Annotated in this window: 16 protein-coding genes, 1 tRNA gene and 1 pseudogene; 12 read left to right on the top strand and 6 right to left on the bottom strand. The window is 69.1% G+C overall.

Annotated features, from left to right (window positions below):
* The first annotated feature begins 2 nt into the window (after positions 1-2).
* The 6 genes and pseudogenes from ABZX79_RS07875 (at position 3) to ABZX79_RS07850 (ending at position 5,130) form a co-directional block, all read left to right on the top strand.
* Positions 3-611, top strand: coding sequence for a hypothetical protein (locus ABZX79_RS07875; protein ID WP_355253295.1), 609 nt, complete (start codon positions 3-5; stop codon positions 609-611).
* A 1-nt stretch (position 612) separates the two neighbouring features.
* A complete protein-coding gene (locus ABZX79_RS07870; RefSeq protein WP_355253293.1) occupies positions 613-774 on the top strand; it encodes a hypothetical protein in 162 nt (53 codons plus the stop codon).
* Positions 775-922: 148 nt separating this feature from the next.
* Positions 923-1,294, top strand: a pseudogene (locus ABZX79_RS07865) (DnaB-like helicase N-terminal domain-containing protein); the annotation flags it as partial.
* Between the two features lie 69 nt (positions 1,295-1,363).
* Positions 1,364-2,905, top strand: a complete 1,542-nt coding sequence (locus ABZX79_RS07860; protein ID WP_355253708.1) for a YfjI family protein — start codon at positions 1,364-1,366, stop codon at positions 2,903-2,905.
* Between the two features lie 331 nt (positions 2,906-3,236).
* Entirely contained in the window at positions 3,237-3,587 is a 351-nt protein-coding gene (locus ABZX79_RS07855) for a helix-turn-helix domain-containing protein (RefSeq protein WP_355253291.1), read from the top strand.
* A gap of 22 nt (positions 3,588-3,609) precedes the next feature.
* Positions 3,610-5,130 carry a LacI family DNA-binding transcriptional regulator gene (locus ABZX79_RS07850; RefSeq protein ID WP_355253288.1) on the top strand — a complete coding sequence of 507 codons (1,521 nt, stop codon included), beginning with the start codon at positions 3,610-3,612 and terminating at the stop codon, positions 5,128-5,130.
* A 120-nt stretch (positions 5,131-5,250) separates the two neighbouring features.
* Here ABZX79_RS07850 and ABZX79_RS07845 read toward each other — a convergent pair.
* Positions 5,251-5,324, bottom strand: a tRNA-Pro gene (locus ABZX79_RS07845).
* A 109-nt stretch (positions 5,325-5,433) separates the two neighbouring features.
* On the bottom strand, positions 5,434-6,384 hold the full coding sequence (locus ABZX79_RS07840; RefSeq protein ID WP_355253285.1) for a metallophosphoesterase: 951 nt from the start codon (positions 6,382-6,384) through the stop codon (positions 5,434-5,436).
* A 76-nt stretch (positions 6,385-6,460) separates the two neighbouring features.
* Here ABZX79_RS07840 and ABZX79_RS07835 point away from each other — a divergent pair, with 76 nt between their 5' ends.
* The gene (locus ABZX79_RS07835; RefSeq protein ID WP_355253282.1) at positions 6,461-6,925 is read left to right on the top strand and encodes a GatB/YqeY domain-containing protein; all 465 of its coding nucleotides are present in this window, start codon (positions 6,461-6,463) and stop codon (positions 6,923-6,925) included.
* Positions 6,926-7,013: 88 nt separating this feature from the next.
* Here ABZX79_RS07835 and ABZX79_RS07830 read toward each other — a convergent pair whose 3' ends face one another.
* Complete coding sequence (locus ABZX79_RS07830; RefSeq protein ID WP_355253279.1) at positions 7,014-9,278, bottom strand: transglycosylase domain-containing protein; 2,265 nt, start codon at positions 9,276-9,278, stop codon at positions 7,014-7,016.
* 767 nt (positions 9,279-10,045) lie between these two features.
* Here ABZX79_RS07830 and ABZX79_RS07825 point away from each other — a divergent pair.
* Complete coding sequence (locus tag ABZX79_RS07825; protein ID WP_355253276.1) at positions 10,046-10,387, top strand: WhiB family transcriptional regulator; 342 nt, start codon at positions 10,046-10,048, stop codon at positions 10,385-10,387.
* A gap of 48 nt (positions 10,388-10,435) precedes the next feature.
* Here ABZX79_RS07825 and ABZX79_RS07820 read toward each other — a convergent pair whose 3' ends face one another.
* Together ABZX79_RS07820 and ABZX79_RS07815 are read right to left on the bottom strand one after the other, a co-directional pair.
* Entirely contained in the window at positions 10,436-11,761 is a 1,326-nt protein-coding gene (locus ABZX79_RS07820; protein WP_355253273.1) for an ArsA family ATPase, read from the bottom strand.
* The gene (locus ABZX79_RS07815; RefSeq protein ID WP_355253270.1) at positions 11,758-12,747 is read right to left on the bottom strand and encodes an ArsA-related P-loop ATPase; all 990 of its coding nucleotides are present in this window, start codon (positions 12,745-12,747) and stop codon (positions 11,758-11,760) included. The genes ABZX79_RS07820 and ABZX79_RS07815 overlap by 4 nt, the downstream gene beginning before the upstream one ends.
* A 70-nt stretch (positions 12,748-12,817) precedes the next feature.
* Between ABZX79_RS07815 and ABZX79_RS07810 the strand changes: the two genes are divergently transcribed.
* The 4 genes from ABZX79_RS07810 to ABZX79_RS07795 all read left to right on the top strand — a co-directional run bounded on the left by ABZX79_RS07810 (position 12,818) and on the right by ABZX79_RS07795 (position 15,211).
* Positions 12,818-12,979, top strand: coding sequence for a DUF4177 domain-containing protein (locus ABZX79_RS07810; RefSeq protein ID WP_019355547.1), 162 nt, complete (start codon positions 12,818-12,820; stop codon positions 12,977-12,979).
* Entirely contained in the window at positions 12,976-13,446 is a 471-nt protein-coding gene (locus ABZX79_RS07805) for a RidA family protein (protein WP_355253267.1), read from the top strand. The genes ABZX79_RS07810 and ABZX79_RS07805 overlap by 4 nt, the downstream gene beginning before the upstream one ends.
* A gap of 68 nt (positions 13,447-13,514) precedes the next feature.
* Positions 13,515-14,384 carry an NUDIX hydrolase gene (locus tag ABZX79_RS07800; protein WP_355253264.1) on the top strand — a complete coding sequence of 290 codons (870 nt, stop codon included), beginning with the start codon at positions 13,515-13,517 and terminating at the stop codon, positions 14,382-14,384.
* Entirely contained in the window at positions 14,381-15,211 is an 831-nt protein-coding gene (locus tag ABZX79_RS07795) for an MBL fold metallo-hydrolase (protein ID WP_355253261.1), read from the top strand. The genes ABZX79_RS07800 and ABZX79_RS07795 overlap by 4 nt, the downstream gene beginning before the upstream one ends.
* 11 nt (positions 15,212-15,222) lie before the next feature.
* On the opposite strand, the gene ABZX79_RS07790 is transcribed toward ABZX79_RS07795, so the two are convergent.
* Positions 15,223-15,768 carry a Uma2 family endonuclease gene (locus tag ABZX79_RS07790; protein ID WP_355253258.1) on the bottom strand — a complete coding sequence of 182 codons (546 nt, stop codon included), beginning with the start codon at positions 15,766-15,768 and terminating at the stop codon, positions 15,223-15,225.
* Positions 15,769-15,865 lie beyond the last annotated feature (97 nt).

Genomic DNA, 15,865 nt, shown 5'->3' with positions numbered 1-15,865 from the left:
TCATGAACGAACCCATCGTCGCCCGCCACTGGCTCGCCCTCGCCGCCCCCAAAGCGGCCCCAGCCGTGGCCACCTCCACAGTGCTGGTCCTGGGGCGGATCTGGAACGCCAACGGCGCCGAGCACTCCACCGGCAACGCGGCCCTGATGGTCGTCCTGGCCGCCGGGGCCGCGACCGCCGGCGCTTTCGCATCGGCCGGCCGAGCCGGTGACCCTGTCATCGCCGGGACCGCGTTCGCCAGCTCCGGCGCACTGGCCCTGGCGGGCGTGGCCGGGTACGCCGACGGCCTGCCGCTGCCGCTGCTGCTGTGGGCCCTGGCCACCACCGCTGCCTACGGCATCGCCGCTCGCTACTGGCGCACCGACCGCCGCGACGCCCTCGCCCACGAGCGGCACACCACCCAGCGGCGCGAGGAACACGCCCACATCGAACGCGTCGTAGCCCTGGGCGCCGGGGCACAGATCGAAGTTGCCCGCGAAGGCGCCGCCTACGCCCAGGCCCTCGCCCAGGCCCTCATCCACCGCGAAGCGCTCCCCGGCTTCGACCCCGGCGCACTCACCCGCGCCGGTCTGCCCGAACTCCCCGCCATCGAGATCACCAAGGAGAACTGAGATGGACATCAATCCCGACGAGGTCGTGACCGTACGGCTGGGCTGCGGACGCTGGTCCATGCCCTACACCCGCGAGATCACCCTCCAGCACCTCGGCGAACTGCTCTTGCAGCTCGATGACATGGCCGCCGCGACGGCCGCAGCGCAGGAGGACGCCGCGTGAGTCGCCGCAGCCTGCCCCCGGCTGCGATTCCGGCTGGTGCATGACCTGACCCGATGAACGCCCGAGGGCGGCGGCACTCCCGTGCAAGGACACACCGCCGCCCCCGGTCTCCCCGCCCTGCCCGAAGACAGAACAGGAGACCCTCAGCATGACACCTGAACCCGCCCCGGAGCAGTACGGCACCGTGGTGCCCCTGCGCGGCCCCGCCGCGACCGGTATGGAACACGTGCCGCCCCACGACCTGGAAGCCGAACAAGCCGTCGTCGGCTCCCTGATGCTCGCCCCCGATGTCATCGCCGAGGTCAGCGCCGCGATGGACCCCGCCGACCACTACCGCCCCGCCCACGAGACGATCCACCGCGCGATCCTCACCCAGCACGGGCAGGGCCAGCCCGTGGACCCGATCACGTTGGGCCACTACCTCGACCAGGTCGGCGACCTCGGCAAGGTCGGAGGCAGGCAGTACCTGTTCACCCTCGTGCAGGCGGTGCCCACCACCGCCAACGCCGCCTACTACGCGGAGATCGTCCACGGCAAAGCCCAGCGCCGCCGCAGCATCGAAGCGGGCACCCGCATCGTGCAGGCCGGAATGTCGCCGGACGCCACGGACGACGACCTGCGCGAAGCGCTGGCGCTCGGGGCGGAGACCGTGCCCGGGGTGTGGCCGGAGCCGATCCCGCTCAACGCCCAGCCCGAGCTCCCGCCCTTCCCCGTCCGCGCGCTGCCGGGCTGGCTCGCGGACTACGTCGCAGCCGTCGCCGAGGAAACCCAGACCCCGCCCGACATGGCCGGGGCCCTGGCGCTCTCGGTCCTGGCGACAGCGGCCGGCGGGCGTGCGGTCGTGCAGGTGCGCGGACGCTGGCGCGAGCCCACGAACCTGTTCGTCGTCGTCGCGCTCGGTCCGGCCAACCGGAAGTCGGCGGTCTTCGCGGCGATGACGAACCCGCTCTACCACTCCGAAGCGCTCATGGTCGCCGAGGCGTCCGGGCGGATCGTGGAAGCCGAACTCACCGCGAAGATGGCCCAGGAAGCCGCCGACAAGGCCGCAACGAAGGCCGCGTCTGCCGAGGGCCCCGAGAAGGACGGGCTGGTTGCCGAAGCCATCGGGCTGGCCCAAGCTGCCGAATCCCTCAAAGTTCCCGCTCGCCCCCGCCTCTTGGCCGACGATGCCACCCCGGAGGTCATCGCCACGCTGCTGGCCGACCAGGGCGGCAGGCTCGCGGTCATGTCGGCCGAGGGCGGCATCTTCGACATCATCGCCGGACGCTACTCCGGTACCCCCAACATGGAGGTCTTCCTCAAGGGCCACGCAGGCGACCGGCTGCGCGTGGACCGCCGCAGCCGCGAGGAGTACATCGAGGCCCCCGCGCTCACGATGGGCCTTGCCGTCCAGCCCTCCGTACTGGAGGACATCGGCAAGAACCGCGGGTTCGACGGACGTGGCCTGTTGGCCCGTTTCCTGTACTCGCTGCCCGTCTCCCTGGTCGGCTACCGCAAGATCAACCCCGACCCGGTGCCCAAAGAGGTCGCCTCCCGCTACGAGAACAGCGTCACCGCGCTGACGCTGTCGCTGGCGGATTGGACCGACCCCGCCGTCATCCAGCTCACACCCCAGGCTGACGCGGCCCTCATTGCGTTCGACAAGCGCCTTGAGCCGCAGCTCCGCGCCAGGGGCGGGCGCCTGGGGCACGTCGGCAAGTGGGCGGGCAAGCTCATCGGCGCCACTGCCCGCATCGCCGGACTCCTCCACCTCGCCGACCACCTCGAAGACGGCTACGGCAAGCCCATCAGTGAAGCGACCATGGCCGCCGCAATCGAGGTCGCCGACTACTTCACCGCCCATGCCCTGACCGTCTTCGACCTCATGGGCGCAGACGCCACCCAGGCACGCGCCCGCAGCCTGCTGGACGTACTCGCGGCCAACCAGTGGGAGAGCGTCAGCCGCCGCGACCTGTTCGCCAAGCTGTCCCGCTCCGAATTCCCCACCGTCGCCGACCTCGAACCGACCGTCGCGCTGCTGGAGGAACACGGCTACCTCCGCAGCGACACCCCGCCCCGCACCGGCAAGCGCGGACGCCCGCCGGCCCCCCGCTACCTCATCCACCCCCACCTGAGGGAGGGCCGCACATGAGCACCCCCAGGGCCCCGCGCACAGGAACCGGCCCGCAGAAACCGCAGAATACGCACAAATCCCAAGGCACCGCCGCTGACCAGCGGCGAAGCCACAACCAGCTCCCTGCGCGGGGGCTGCCGCAAAAATCGCCGAAAGTCCCGCACAAATCCCAGCGGTCCTCAGGCCCCACCCCGGCACGGCCAACTACGCCTATTTCTGCGGCGATTCTCGCGATTTTTGCGGCACCCAGCCGTGCGCCGCATCGGCACAGGTCAAGCCGCCAATCCCAGTTTTCTGCGGATTCTGCGGTTTCTGCGGCGGCCAATGGCCCCGCGAACGGGAGGCAGGCATGACCCGTCACAGCCGTCGCAGCGTCGCTCCGGTCGCTCTGCCGCACCTGTTCCGTCCCGCAGAGGTCGCCGAAGCTCTCGGCTGTTCCGAGTGGTGGGTGAAGGAGCAGGCGCGTCGTCGCCGGATCCCGTTCGTAAGGAGCGGCGGTGGCTACCGCTTCACGGCGGAGCACTTCGCAGAGATCATCTGCGTCCTTGAGGAGCGCCCGCTCCGGAACCAGGGGCCAGCGACTGAAGAGGGGGCCGCCCCGCAACGCCGCCGTACGAAGCAGCCTGCGCCGACTGCCGGCCTCCGAGCGAAGCGCCCGCGTCGGGCAGTCCGCTCAGACTCTTCGGCGTCAGCCGCGTGAACCACCAAGAGGGAAGGAAGTAATGGGCTTCGGAGAGAAACGCGGTGACTACTACCGCGCTCGGTACTGGATCGCGCCCGGCGTACTCCGCACTGTCGTTGACCCCAATGGCGCCACGGTGCGCTACAGCACCAAGCGCGACGCTGCGAAGGCGGCGAACGACCACGAAGCCAAGGTCAGGCAGGTTGGCTGGCGCGACCCGAACGCCGGAAAGGAGACCTTCGGCGAGTACGTGAACCGTTGGTACGCGGCGCAGGACCTGGCCGCGTCCACCATGCAGAACTACAAGCGACACATCGAGGAGCACCTTCTCCCTGAGTTCGAGGCGAAAGCCATCGCCGACATCCAGTCCACGGACATCGGTGCCTGGGAGAAGAAGGAGAGGGCGCTCTACGCAGCGTCCAGTGTGAAGACCTGGCGCGGCACGCTGCATCTCATCCTCGCCGATGCGGTGGATGAGGGGCTTCGGGATGCCAACCCTGCAACCAAGCGGCGGGGCCGGGGCAAGCGCGCCGGACGCTCTCGGAACCGAGGCCCCGAAAAGGTGGTGACCGACGCCCTCGGCATCCTGCTTGTTGCCGAGCGGGCATCGCTGCTGTCCGGCCGCGACGACGAGTTCGTGGCAACGGTCCTGAAGGGCTACACCGGTAAGCGCTGGGGCGAAATCGTCGGCCTGGAGACCGAGTTCGTACGCCCGGCGTCGATACGGGTGGAATGGCAGCTCTACGAGTTGGACACGGGCGAGCTGCATCGCTGCCCGCCCAAGGACGACTCGTATCGGACCGTTGACACCCCAGCGTGGCTGTCCGGCTTGGTCGCTGGCCAGATCACGCGGACCAAGCCGAAGCCCTGCCAGTGCCACGGACTCACGTACGTGTTCCGTGGCCTGGGCCCGGCCAACGACGCGGCCCGGCAAGTGGGCGCGAAGCTGGTCGACGTCGCTCGCCGCGCTGGTGTCTCCACGGGAACGGTCTCGAACGTGCTGAACCGGCCGGCCTCCGTCGCCGAGCCGACGCGCATCAGAGTCGAGATCGCGATAGCGGAACTCGGCTACGTCCGTGGCGGCTCGTCGGGGGAGACTGCGGCGCACTGGCGCCGGAATGGATTCGCGACCTGGTTGTTCCAGCCCGCTGCGACAGGCTGGTACCCGAAGAAGGCACCGCAGGCAGCGCGGCCCGTGCCCGTGCTCGCCGACCCATGGCCCGGTGTCCCGGCGCGGGGGAGAGGGGCACAAGCGCGGGCAGATGCGTGCTGGGTGCCAATCGCGAAGGGGCTGACGCCTCACGGGCTGCGTCACACGCATAAGACGCTGATGGAGGGGTTCCGTACTCCGCCGAAGCTGATGGATGAGCGCATGGGGCACATCGACGGGTCGGTGCAGGCCCGCTACTCGCACATCACCCGGCAGATGCGCGAGGACCTGATGGCGAACCTCACCGCCGCGTGGGAAGCGTCGCTCGATGCTCGGCTGGCGATGTGTCCCACGTCTCCGGTGGCGGTGCTCAACGACCTCTTGCAGGAGCGCCTGAGAGCACTTCGGTAGCCGGTCCCTGGGGAGTGAATTTCCTTGATCCACTCCCCAGCCACTCCCCAGGCAGCCGGAAACACAAATCAGGCCCGGTCTCCGATGAAGGAGACCGGGCCTGACCTGGTGTTTTAGCTGTCGGGGTGGCGGGATTTGAACCCACGACCTCTTCGTCCCGAACGAAGCGCGCTGCCAAGCTGCGCTACACCCCGATTGTCGCGCGCGTTGCGGCGACATCGATTACTTTAGCGGACGCGCGGCCGGAGGCGAAATCCGGTTTTCGCGGGGCCGCAGGTGGGGGCCGGGTGGATTCGGGCGTGATCAGCGGTCGCGGGGTGTCAGCGTCAGCAGGGTCGCCTCCGGTGGGCAGGCGAAGCGGACCGGGGTGTAGCGGTTGGTGCCGCAGCCTGCTGAGACGTGGAGGTACGAGCGGCGGCCGTCGGCGGAGTGGGTCGAGAGACCCCTGGCGCGGTCCGTGTCGATGTCGCAGTTGGTGACGAGCGCCCCGTAGAAGGGGACGCGGAGTTGGCCGCCGTGCGTGTGGCCGGCCAGTACCAGCGGGTAGCCGTCGGAGGTGAAGGCGTCGAGGGTGCGCAGGTACGGGGCGTGGACGACGCCGATGGAGAAGTCGGCCGAGGGGTCCGGGCCGCCCGCGACCTCGGTGTACCTGTCCCGCTTGATGTGCGGGTCGTCGACGCCGGTGAAGGCGATCTCCAGGGTGTCGAGGCCGCCGAGCTTGAGCCTGCCCCGCGTATTGGTCAGGTTCACCCAGCCCGCCGCGTCGAAGCCGTCGCGCAGCCGCTCCCACGGGTTGTGTACGGCGCCGACGGCCGGCGGGTTGCCGTTGAGGCCGTACTTGCCCTGGGCCTTTTCCAGGAGGTAGCGGGCGGGGTTGCGGAGCTTGGGGCCGTAGTAGTCGTTCGAGCCGAAGACGTAGACGCCCGGGAACTCCATCAGCGGGCCGAGCGCGTCCAGCACCTCCGGTACGCCGTCCGTGTCGGAGAGGTTGTCGCCCGTATTGACGACGAAGTCGGGGCGCAGGCCGGCCAGCGACTGGAGCCAGCGCTGTTTCTTGCGCTGCCCGCAGACCATGTGGATGTCCGAGACCTGGAGTACGCGCAGGGGCCGGGCACCCGGTGGGAGTACGGGCACGGTGACGCGCCGGAGGCGGAACGAACGGGCCTCGAACCCGGCGGCGTACGCGACGCCGGCCGCGCCAACAGCCGTGATTCCTGCGGTGATTTTCAGGGGTACCCCGTAACGTGCGCGCATACGCCCATCGTCGCAGACGGTCCCCGCCCGCGAAATCGGCGGGCGCAAGCGGGTGCGTACCTGCCACACTTGCCCTATGACCACGCTCAAGTCCAAGCTCAAGGAAGACCTCACCGCCGCCATCAGGGCGCGCGACGAGCTGATCTCGTCCACGCTCCGGCTCACCCTCACCGCGATCACCAAGGAGGAGGTCGGCGGCAAGACGGCGCGCGAGCTCTCCGACGACGAGGTGCAGAAGGTGATCGCCAAGGAGGCGAAGAAGCGCCGCGAGGCGGCCGAGGCCTTCACCCAGGGCGGCCGGACCGAGTCGGCCGAGCGTGAGCTGGCGGAGGGCAAGATCCTCGACGCGTACCTGCCGCAGCAGCTGAGCGACGACGAGCTGAACGCCATCGTCGGGCAGGCCGTCGAAGAGGCGAAGGCCGCGGGCGCCGAGGGGCCGCGCGCGATGGGTGCGGTCATGAAGATCGTGAACCCGAAGGTGGCGGGACGGGCCGAGGGCGGCCGCGTGGCCGCCGCGGTGAAGAAGCTCCTGGCCGGCTGAGCAGTAGATGTAGATGAGTACGGCGGAGGGGCGCCCGGTGGAATCCACCGAGCGCCCCTCCGCCGTCGTGTCTGACGCGTAACGCGCCCTACGGCCCGTTGCCGCCGCGTCCTCCGCCGTTGCCGTTGCCGTTGCCGCCGCCGATCAGGTCCGGCGGGATCGAGATGTCGGGCCAGGGGTTGCCGCCCCCGTCGTCGCCGCCGTCGCCGGGCTTGCCGTCGTCGTGGTCGCCCTCGTCCTCGTCGTCGCCCCGGTCCCGGCCCCGGTCCCGGTCGCCCTTGTCCTTGTCCTTGTCGGGATTCGGGATGTGGACGGTGTTGAAGCCCGGCGCCGGCTTGCCGTCCAGCGCGCCGCTCATCGCGTCCTTCCAGATCGGCCCCGGGACCTGACCACCGAAGACCTTGTCGTGGTAGACGCCGCCGATGGTGATGTTCTCCATCGGGACCTGCTTGGCGCCGGCCGCGCCGACCCAGACCGCACCGGCCAGGTTCGGCGTGTACCCGACGAACCAGGCGTTGTGGCGCCCGTCCGTCGTACCCGTCTTACCGGCGTTGTCCCGGCTGGTGAGCCCCGCCTGCTGACCCGTACCGGAGTCGACCACACCCTTGAGCAGGGTGTTGATCGTGTCGGCCGTCTTCTCGGACATCGCTCGCGAGCACGTCGACCTGGGCACCGGGAGGTCCTTGCCCTGCGCGGTCACCACCGACTCGATGAAGACCGGCGTGCAGTACGTGCCCCGGTTGGCGAAGGTCGCGTACGCGTTCGCCATCGTCAGCGGCGACATGCCCTCCGTGCCCAGCGAGATCGCGGGCACTTCCTTCAGCTTCTGCCCGTCGGCCTGGATGACGCCCAGCTTGCTCGCCATCTGCGTCACCGGGCAGATGCCGATCTCGGAGATCATCTGGACGAAGTAGGTGTTGACCGACTTCGCCATGGCCTCCTTCATCGCGTACGGGCCGACCTCGGACTCGTTCTCGTTCTCGACCGTGTCGCTGATGTTGACCCACGGCTTGCCACACGTCTGCACGGGGCTCGGGTACGGCATGTCGTACGGCGCCGAGTAGGTCTTCGTCGCCGGAATGCCCTGCTCTATGGCCGCGGCCGCCACGAACGGCTTGAAGGTCGAGCCGGTTGGGAAGCCGTACGCCGATCCGCCCATGTTCTTGTTGGCGGAGAAGTTGATCGTCGTCTCGTTGCTCTTGAAGCCGTACGGCCTGGACTGGCCCATCCCGATGACCTTGCCGCTGCCGGGCTCGACGAGCGTGACCGCCGTCGCGATCTTGTCCGACTGGTAGACGTGGTCCTTGATCGACGCCTGCACCGACTGCTGTGCCTGCGGGTCCAGCGTCGTACGGATCTTCAGGCCGCCCTGGTTCCAGACCTTGGCCCGGTCCTCCTTCGTCTTCCCGAAGACCGGGTCGGACAGGAAGACCTCGCGCACGTAGTCACAGAAGAAGCCCGCGCCGCTGACGGCGGTGATGCAGCCGTTCTTCGGCCTGCTGACATTCAGCTTGATCGGCGTCGCCTTTGCCCGGTCCGCCTCTGCCTGCGAGACGTCACGGACGTCGGCCATGCGCTGGAGCACGGTGTTGCGCCGCTTGGTCGCCTCTTCGGAGTCATTGACCGGGTCGTAGCGGCTCGGCGACTGCACGATGCCGGCCAGCAGCGCGGCCTCCTCCAGCTTGAGGTCCTTGGCGGACTTGCTGAAGTAGCGCTTGGACGCGGACTCGATGCCGTACGCCTGCTGCCCGAAGAAGGTGATGTTGAGGTAGTTCTCGAGGATTTTCTTCTTGCCCAGCTCTTCCTCGACCTGGATGGCGTACTTGAGTTCGCGCACCTTGCGGCCGAGTGTCTGCTGGGTGGCCTGGGCGACCTTGGTGGGGTCGTCGCCGGCCTCCTCGACGAACACGTTCTTGACGTACTGCTGTGTGAGGGTCGACGCGCCCTGCGTGACGCCGCCCGTCTGGGCGTTGCGGTTGAGGGCGCGCAGCACACCCTTGAGGTCGATCGCCCCGTGGTCGTAGAAGCGCGCGTCCTCGATCGCGACGATCGCCTTCTGCATGTACGGGGAGATGTCCTTCAGGTCCACGACGGTGCGGTCACGCGAGTAGACCGTGGCGATCGAACCGCCCTGCGCGTCGAGGATGGTGGTGCGCTGACTCAGTGGCGGCGTCTTGAGGTTCGCGGGGATCTCGTCGAACCCCTCGACCGTTCCCTTGGCCGCGAGGCCCAGCGCTCCGGCTGCCGGCAGTGCGATGCCTGCCAGCACGGCTCCGGAGAGCGCGGCGACACCGAGGAATTTGGCGGCCTGCTGGGTCCCGGTGAGACCCCCGCCCGAGCGCTTCTTTGGCATGGGGGCAGCCTAATCCGTTGTTGGCGGCGTTCCGATGAGCGGGTGCTTCTCGGGATGTTCGGGTACCAAGCCGTGACATCTGCATGCCCGGCCGCACCTCCGAGTCCAGCAGCTTGAGGCGATCTCCCGGCCGGTCACGGTGGAGGAGGCCAAGGCGTTGGTCGCATGCTTCGGCCCGGACGACTGTTACGGCGTCGCATGGTCGTTGCTTCACCTCATCGAGACCGGACCGAACCCCGGGCTCACCACCAAGCCCGCTCCCGATGCCAACGAATGGCACGACAGGCTCTGGAGGCGAGCCGTGAACGGTGGCCTCGTCCCGGGAGACGTGACGGCCTGACACCGTGAGGTGTTGTGTCGTGTCTACGTTCTCATTCGCCGGACACGCGTATATGCCTTGGCCTAAGCTGCTCCCAACTGTCACAGCAGTGCGGTTTCGCATCAAGCCCCCGCCCCCCTGGCATCACCTGCGTCACATCCCGTAGTTCCGAAATCTGGCAGAGGCATGTCCGAATCAGCCTCATGCGTCACCGGGTATCCGTTGTGGCCCATCCGAACTACCCCGCTTTGCCGGGTTGGTTACGTATGCCCTCGCCTCACTCCGTCGGGTGATCTGTCGCTTACACATAGTCCGTTCGGGCCATTCAAGATTGGGCCCGAAGGGGGTGTTGCGCTGTGCCCACCTTCCGTAACGTCCTCAACTGGCAGCGGTGAATATGCCGCTGTCGCCGTGGGGGAGCCTCGATTCGGGAGAGGACGGCGCCGGTATGGGCTGGGTAACCGACTGGAGTGCGCAGGCAGCCTGTCGCACTACCGATCCGGACGAACTGTTCGTACAAGGAGCAGCGCAGAACAGGGCCAAGGCGGTGTGCACGGGATGTCCGGTGCGGACCGAGTGCCTGGCCGACGCGCTGGACAACCGCGTCGAGTTCGGCGTGTGGGGCGGCATGACGGAGCGGGAGCGGCGCGCACTTCTGCGCAGGCGCCCCACCGTCACCTCCTGGCGTCGGCTCCTTGAGACAGCGCGTACTGAGTACGAGCGCAGCACGGGCATTTTGCCCGAGGACGACGAGACCGGGGCGTACATCGAGTTCGCCGCTGTGGGTTAGTCCGGCCGGTTGGTCCGGCGGGTCGGTCCGACCGGACGAGCTCACCGGCTAGGCAGACTCGACAGGCTCGACGGCATCATTCGCGGCGAGCCGGTCAGCGATGGCCCGAAGCCCTTCGAGGTCGTGCACATCACCCGGCAGGGCGGCCACCTCGACCACCGCCACCTCGAGGTGGAGTGCGGTGAAGCGGTCGCGCGTTCGCTGTTCACGCGCGAGTACGTGCATACGTTCGGCATGCAGGCGCAGCAGACCCGCGGTCAACTGCTCGACCGTGTGGGTGGGGTGGGTTTGGCTGTGGCTGTGGCTCTCGGAGGTGGGGTCCGGTGTGGATTCGGCTTCGGGAGAGGGCGCCGAGGAGTCACGAACTCCAGCCTTCCCGGCCTCCTGATCCACAATGCGGCCCTCGTCAAGATTTTCTGCGGCGGCAAGTGCCCGCTCGGCCGAGAGCTGAGGGGCGCCGCTGCCGTGGACCCGGTTGAGTACGAGCCCGGCGAACGGCATCTCCTCCGCCGCCAGCCGCTCGACGAAGTACGCGGCCTCGCGCAGGGCGTCCCGCTCCGGTGCGGCGACCACCAGGAACGCCGTACCGGGCGCCTGGAGCAGCCGGTACGTCGCATCCGCACGCGAGCGGAAGCCGCCGAACATGGTGTCCATGGCGGCCACGAACGTCTGTACGTCGCGCAGCAGCTGGCCCCCCATCAGCTTGCTGAGGGTGCCCGTCATCATCGACATGCCGACGTTGAGGAACTTCATCCCGGCCCGGCCGCCCACCTTCGCGGGCGCCATCAGCACCCGGATGAACTTGCCGTCCAGGAACGACCCCAGCCGCTTCGGCGCGTCGAGGAAATCCAGCGCGGAGCGGCTCGGCGGGGTGTCCACGACGATCAGGTCCCACTCGTCGCGGGCCCGCAGCTGGCCCAGCTTCTCCATCGCCATGTACTCCTGCGTGCCCGCGAAACCGGCCGACAGGGACTGGTAGAAGGGGTTCTCCAGGATCGCGCGGGCCCGCTCGCCGTCCGCGTGCGCCTCGACGATCTCGTCGAAGGTCCGCTTCATGTCGAGCATCATCGCGGACAACTCGCCGCCGGCCGTCTCGTCTATGCCCTTCACCCGGCGCGGGGTGTTGTCGAGCTCGTCGATGCCCATGGACTGGGCGAGCCTGCGGGCCGGGTCGATGGTCAGAACGACGACCTTCCGGCCGCGCTCGGCCGCCCGTACACCCAGCGCCGCAGCGGTCGTCGTCTTGCCGACACCGCCCGCGCCGCAGCACACGATGATGCGGGTGGCCGGGTCGTCGAGCAGCGGGTCGATGTCCAGGGTGGGTGTCGCGTCCATGCTGTTGCCCATGCTGCTGTCCGTGGCACTCACGGTCATGTGGTTCCCCCAGGGGCGATACGGGTCCGCAGTTCCTTCGCCAGCCGGTAGAGCCCGGCGAGGTCCATGCCCTCGCCGAGCAGCGGCAGTTCGTACGTCGCCAGGTCCAGCCCCGCCAGTACGGCACGCTGCTCGCGCTCCAGCTCGACGCGCTGCGCGTGTTCCGCGGCCTGTTCGAGGAGCGGGTCCACCAGGCGCTCCGCGAGGCCGCCGCGGCGCGCCCCGCCCAGGCCCGCCTGGGAGAGCGACTTGGCGACGGCGGTGCGCTGCTCACCGGCGGCGGTGCGCAGGGCGTCCTCGTCGAGGAGGTGCGGGCGGACCATGTTCACGATGACGTTGCCGACGGGCAGCTCGGCGGCGTGCAGCTCGGCGATGCCGTCGGCGGTCTCCTGGACGGGCATTTCTTCGAGCAGCGTCACCAAGTGGACGGCCGTCTCCGGTGACTTGAGTACGCGCATCACCGCCTGCGCCTGATTGTGTATCGGGCCGAACTTGGCCAGACCCGCCACCTCGTCGTTCACGTTCAGGAAGCGCGTGATCCGGCCGGTGGGCGGTGCGTCCATCACGACGTAGTCGTACGCGTAACGGTTCTGCTTGTCCCGGCGGCGGACCGCCTCGCACGCCTTGCCGGTCAGCAGCACGTCTCTGAGACCCGGCGCGATGGTGGTCGCGAAGTCGATCGCGCCGAGCTTCTTGAGCGCGCGGCCGGCTCCTCCGAGCTTGTAGAACATCTGGAGGTAGTCGAGAAGCGCGCGTTCGGCGTCTATCGCGAGGGCGTACACCTCCCCGCCGCCCGGTGCGACCGCGATCTTCCGCTCCTCGTACGGAAGTGCTTCCGTCTCGAAGAGCTGCGCGATCCCCTGCCTGCCCTCGACCTCCACGAGGAGGGCGCGTTTGCCCTCCGTCGCGAGGGCGAGCGCGAGTGCCGCGGCCACCGTGGTCTTTCCGGTACCGCCTTTTCCGCTGACGACCTGGAGCCTGCTCACGTCTTTGAGCCTAACCAGTCGGTGCCCGGGCTACGCAGGAGGTGTCTGTGGCAGGCACTACAGTCGGCGTATGACCAAGTGGGAATACTCGACCGTGCCCCTTCTCGTGCACGCGACCAAGCAGATTCTGGACACCTGGGGCGAGGACGGCTGGGAGCTCGTCCAGGTCGTCCCCGGACCGAACAACCCCGAGCAGCTGGTGGCCTACCTGAAGCGGGAGAAGCAGGCATGACCAGTGTGGTCGAGGCGAAGCTCGCCGAGCTCGGCCTGACGCTGCCTGAGGTCGTGCCGCCGATCGCCGCCTACCAGCCGGCCGTGCAGTCGGGCGTGTACGTCTACACCGCGGGCCAGCTCCCGATGGTGGAGGGCAAGCTTCCGTGTACCGGCAAGGTCGGCGCGGAGGTGACGCCCGAAGAGGCCAAGAACCTGGCGCGTACGTGCGCGCTGAACGCCCTGGCGGCCGTCAAGTCGGTCACCGGTGACCTGGACCGCATCGCGCGTGTCGTGAAGGTCGTCGGCTTCGTCGCCTCCGCCGCCGACTTCACCGGCCAGCCGGCCGTGATCAACGGCGCGAGCGAGCTGCTGGGCGCCGTGCTCGGCGACAAGGGCGTGCACGCGCGCAGCGCGGTGGGAGTTACGGTGCTGCCGCTCGACGCGCCGGTCGAGATCGAGATCCAGGTCGAGCTCGTTTCTGCGTGACGACCGGGTCGCGGCCTCCTGACCCCGGTGCTCTCGAACATCCAACCGGGAGCGGATAGCCTCCGGCCATGTCCAATGGTCAGTGGTACCCGCCCGAGTGGCCGGACCGGATCCGCGCCCTCGCCCATGGCGAGCTCACCGCCGCGCCCCCCAAGCGGGCCGCCACCGTCATGCTCCTGCGGGACACGGCCGGCGGCCCCGCCGTCCACATGCTGCGCAGACGCGCCTCCATGGCCTTCGCCGGAGGCGCGTACGCGTACCCGGGCGGGGGAGTGGACCCTCGCGACGACGACCACCAGGTGGGCTGGGCGGGCCCGTCGTTGGACGACTGGGCTGTTCGCCTCGGGGTGGACCGCGCATCGGCGCAGGCCATCGTGTGCGCGGCGGTGCGCGAGACGTACGAGGAGGCGGGTGTGCTCCTCGCCGGCCCGACGGCCGACACCGTGGTCAGTGACACCACGGGTGACGAGTGGGAGGCGGACCGCCGGGCGCTGGTGGCCCGCGAGTTGTCCTTCGCGGACTTCCTCCAGCGCCGGTCCCTGGTGCTGCGGTCCGATCTGCTGGGCGCGTGGGCGCGCTGGATCACCCCCGAGTTCGAACCGAAGCGGTACGACACGTGGTTCTTCGTCGCCGCGCTGCCGGCCGGCCAGCGGACCCGTAACGCCTCCACGGAGGCGGACCGCACGGTGTGGATCAGACCGGCGGAGGCGGCGGCGGGCTACGACAAGGGCGAGCTGCTGATGATGCCGCCGACGATCTCGACACTGCGTACGCTCCAGCCGTACGCCACCGCCGCCGAGGCCCTCGCGGGCGCGGCGCAGCAGGACATGACGCCGGTCCTCGCGCAGGCGCGGCTGGTCGGCGACGAGGTGGTTCTGAGCTGGCCGGGCCACGATGAATTCACGAAGCGGATCCAGAGCACAGGAGGCACCGCATGACTGACGCCGCCGCGCTTCCCGGACAGCCCCGTGGCGGGGTGCTCTCCGGGCCGGCCACCGCACGCGCCGTCAACGTCCTCGCTCCCAACGCCTCCGCGATGACCCTGGACGGCACCAACACCTGGATCGTCTCCGAGCCGGACTCGGAGCTGGCGGTCGTCATCGACCCGGGGCCGCTCGACGACGTACACCTGCGGACGGTGATCGACACCGCGGAGAAGGCGGGCAAGCGCGTCGCGCTGACCCTGCTCACGCACGGGCACCCCGACCACGCGGAGGGCGCGGCGCGGTTCGCCGAGCTGACGCGTACGTCCGTACGGGCCCTGGACCCCGCGCTGCGGCTCGGGGACGAAGGGCTCGCGGCGGGGGACGTCATCACCACCGGGGGCCTGGAGATGCGCGTGGTGCCGACGCCGGGGCACACCGCCGACTCGCTGTGCTTCCACCTGCCTGCCGACCGGGCCGTATTGACGGGCGACACCGTCCTGGGGCGGGGCACGACGGTGGTGGCGCATCCGGACGGGCGGCTCGGCGACTACCTGGACTCGCTGCGGCGGCTGCGTTCCCTGGCGGTCGACGACGGGGTGCACACCGTGCTGCCGGGGCACGGGCCCGTACTGGAAGACGCGCAGGGCGTGGTCGAGTACTACCTGGCCCACCGGGCGAACCGGCTGGCGCAGGTGGAGACGGCCGTCGAGAACGGGTACGTCAGCGCGTCGGAGATCGTCGCCCACGTGTACGCGGACGTGGACCGGTCACTGTGGCCGGCGGCCGAGCTGTCGGTGCGGGCGCAGCTGGAGTATCTGCGGGAGCACGGCCTGATCTAGTACGGCGCTGGTCAGGCGTCCTTGCGCTTGAACTCATCGGTGGGGATGGGGACGGTGGACCCGTCTTCGAGTCGAAGCGTGATGGTCTCGCCGTACGTGTAGTACTCGCGCGCCTCGTAATCGTTGCCCCTGGGTCCCGTGAGCAGGGTGCATTCCCCCCGGAACGGGTCGATGATCAAGTAGATGGGGACGTCGTAGCGGGCGTACTGCTGGACCTTGATCTCGTAGTCGTTCACGTCGTCCTTGGTGGACACGATCTCGACGGCGGCCAGTATGTCCTCGTACGTGTAAGGCTCCTTCGCGCCCTCGGTCAGGATCGTCACGTCGGGTACACGGTCGGGGTCGCCGGGGAACTTGATCAGCACGTCGGAGATGAGCCGCTCCTCGCTGATTCCCGCGGCGTCGGCCGCGTTCTGTACGCGCCTGATCGTCCAGCTCTGCACATTGCTCTGCGGTGTCATCACGACGCGGCCCCCCACGACCTCGACCTTGAAGCCTTCGTGCTCCTTGGCGATCTGCTCAGCCGCGTGCCGCAGCACGTCGTCCATGACGCTCATCGCTGCCTCCTCGCTCGTCACCGACCGTATTCGCAGAATAGCCCCGGCCACTGACACCGGGCCGAAAACGGGGAAGGGCCGCCCCCACCAGGGACGG

The sequence above is a fragment of the Streptomyces sp. NPDC002994 genome (assembly GCF_040611155.1).
Lineage (GTDB): Bacteria > Actinomycetota > Actinomycetes > Streptomycetales > Streptomycetaceae > Streptomyces.
The sequence above is the reverse complement of the archived record's forward strand: the minus strand, read 5'-3'. Positions and strand labels throughout refer to the sequence as shown.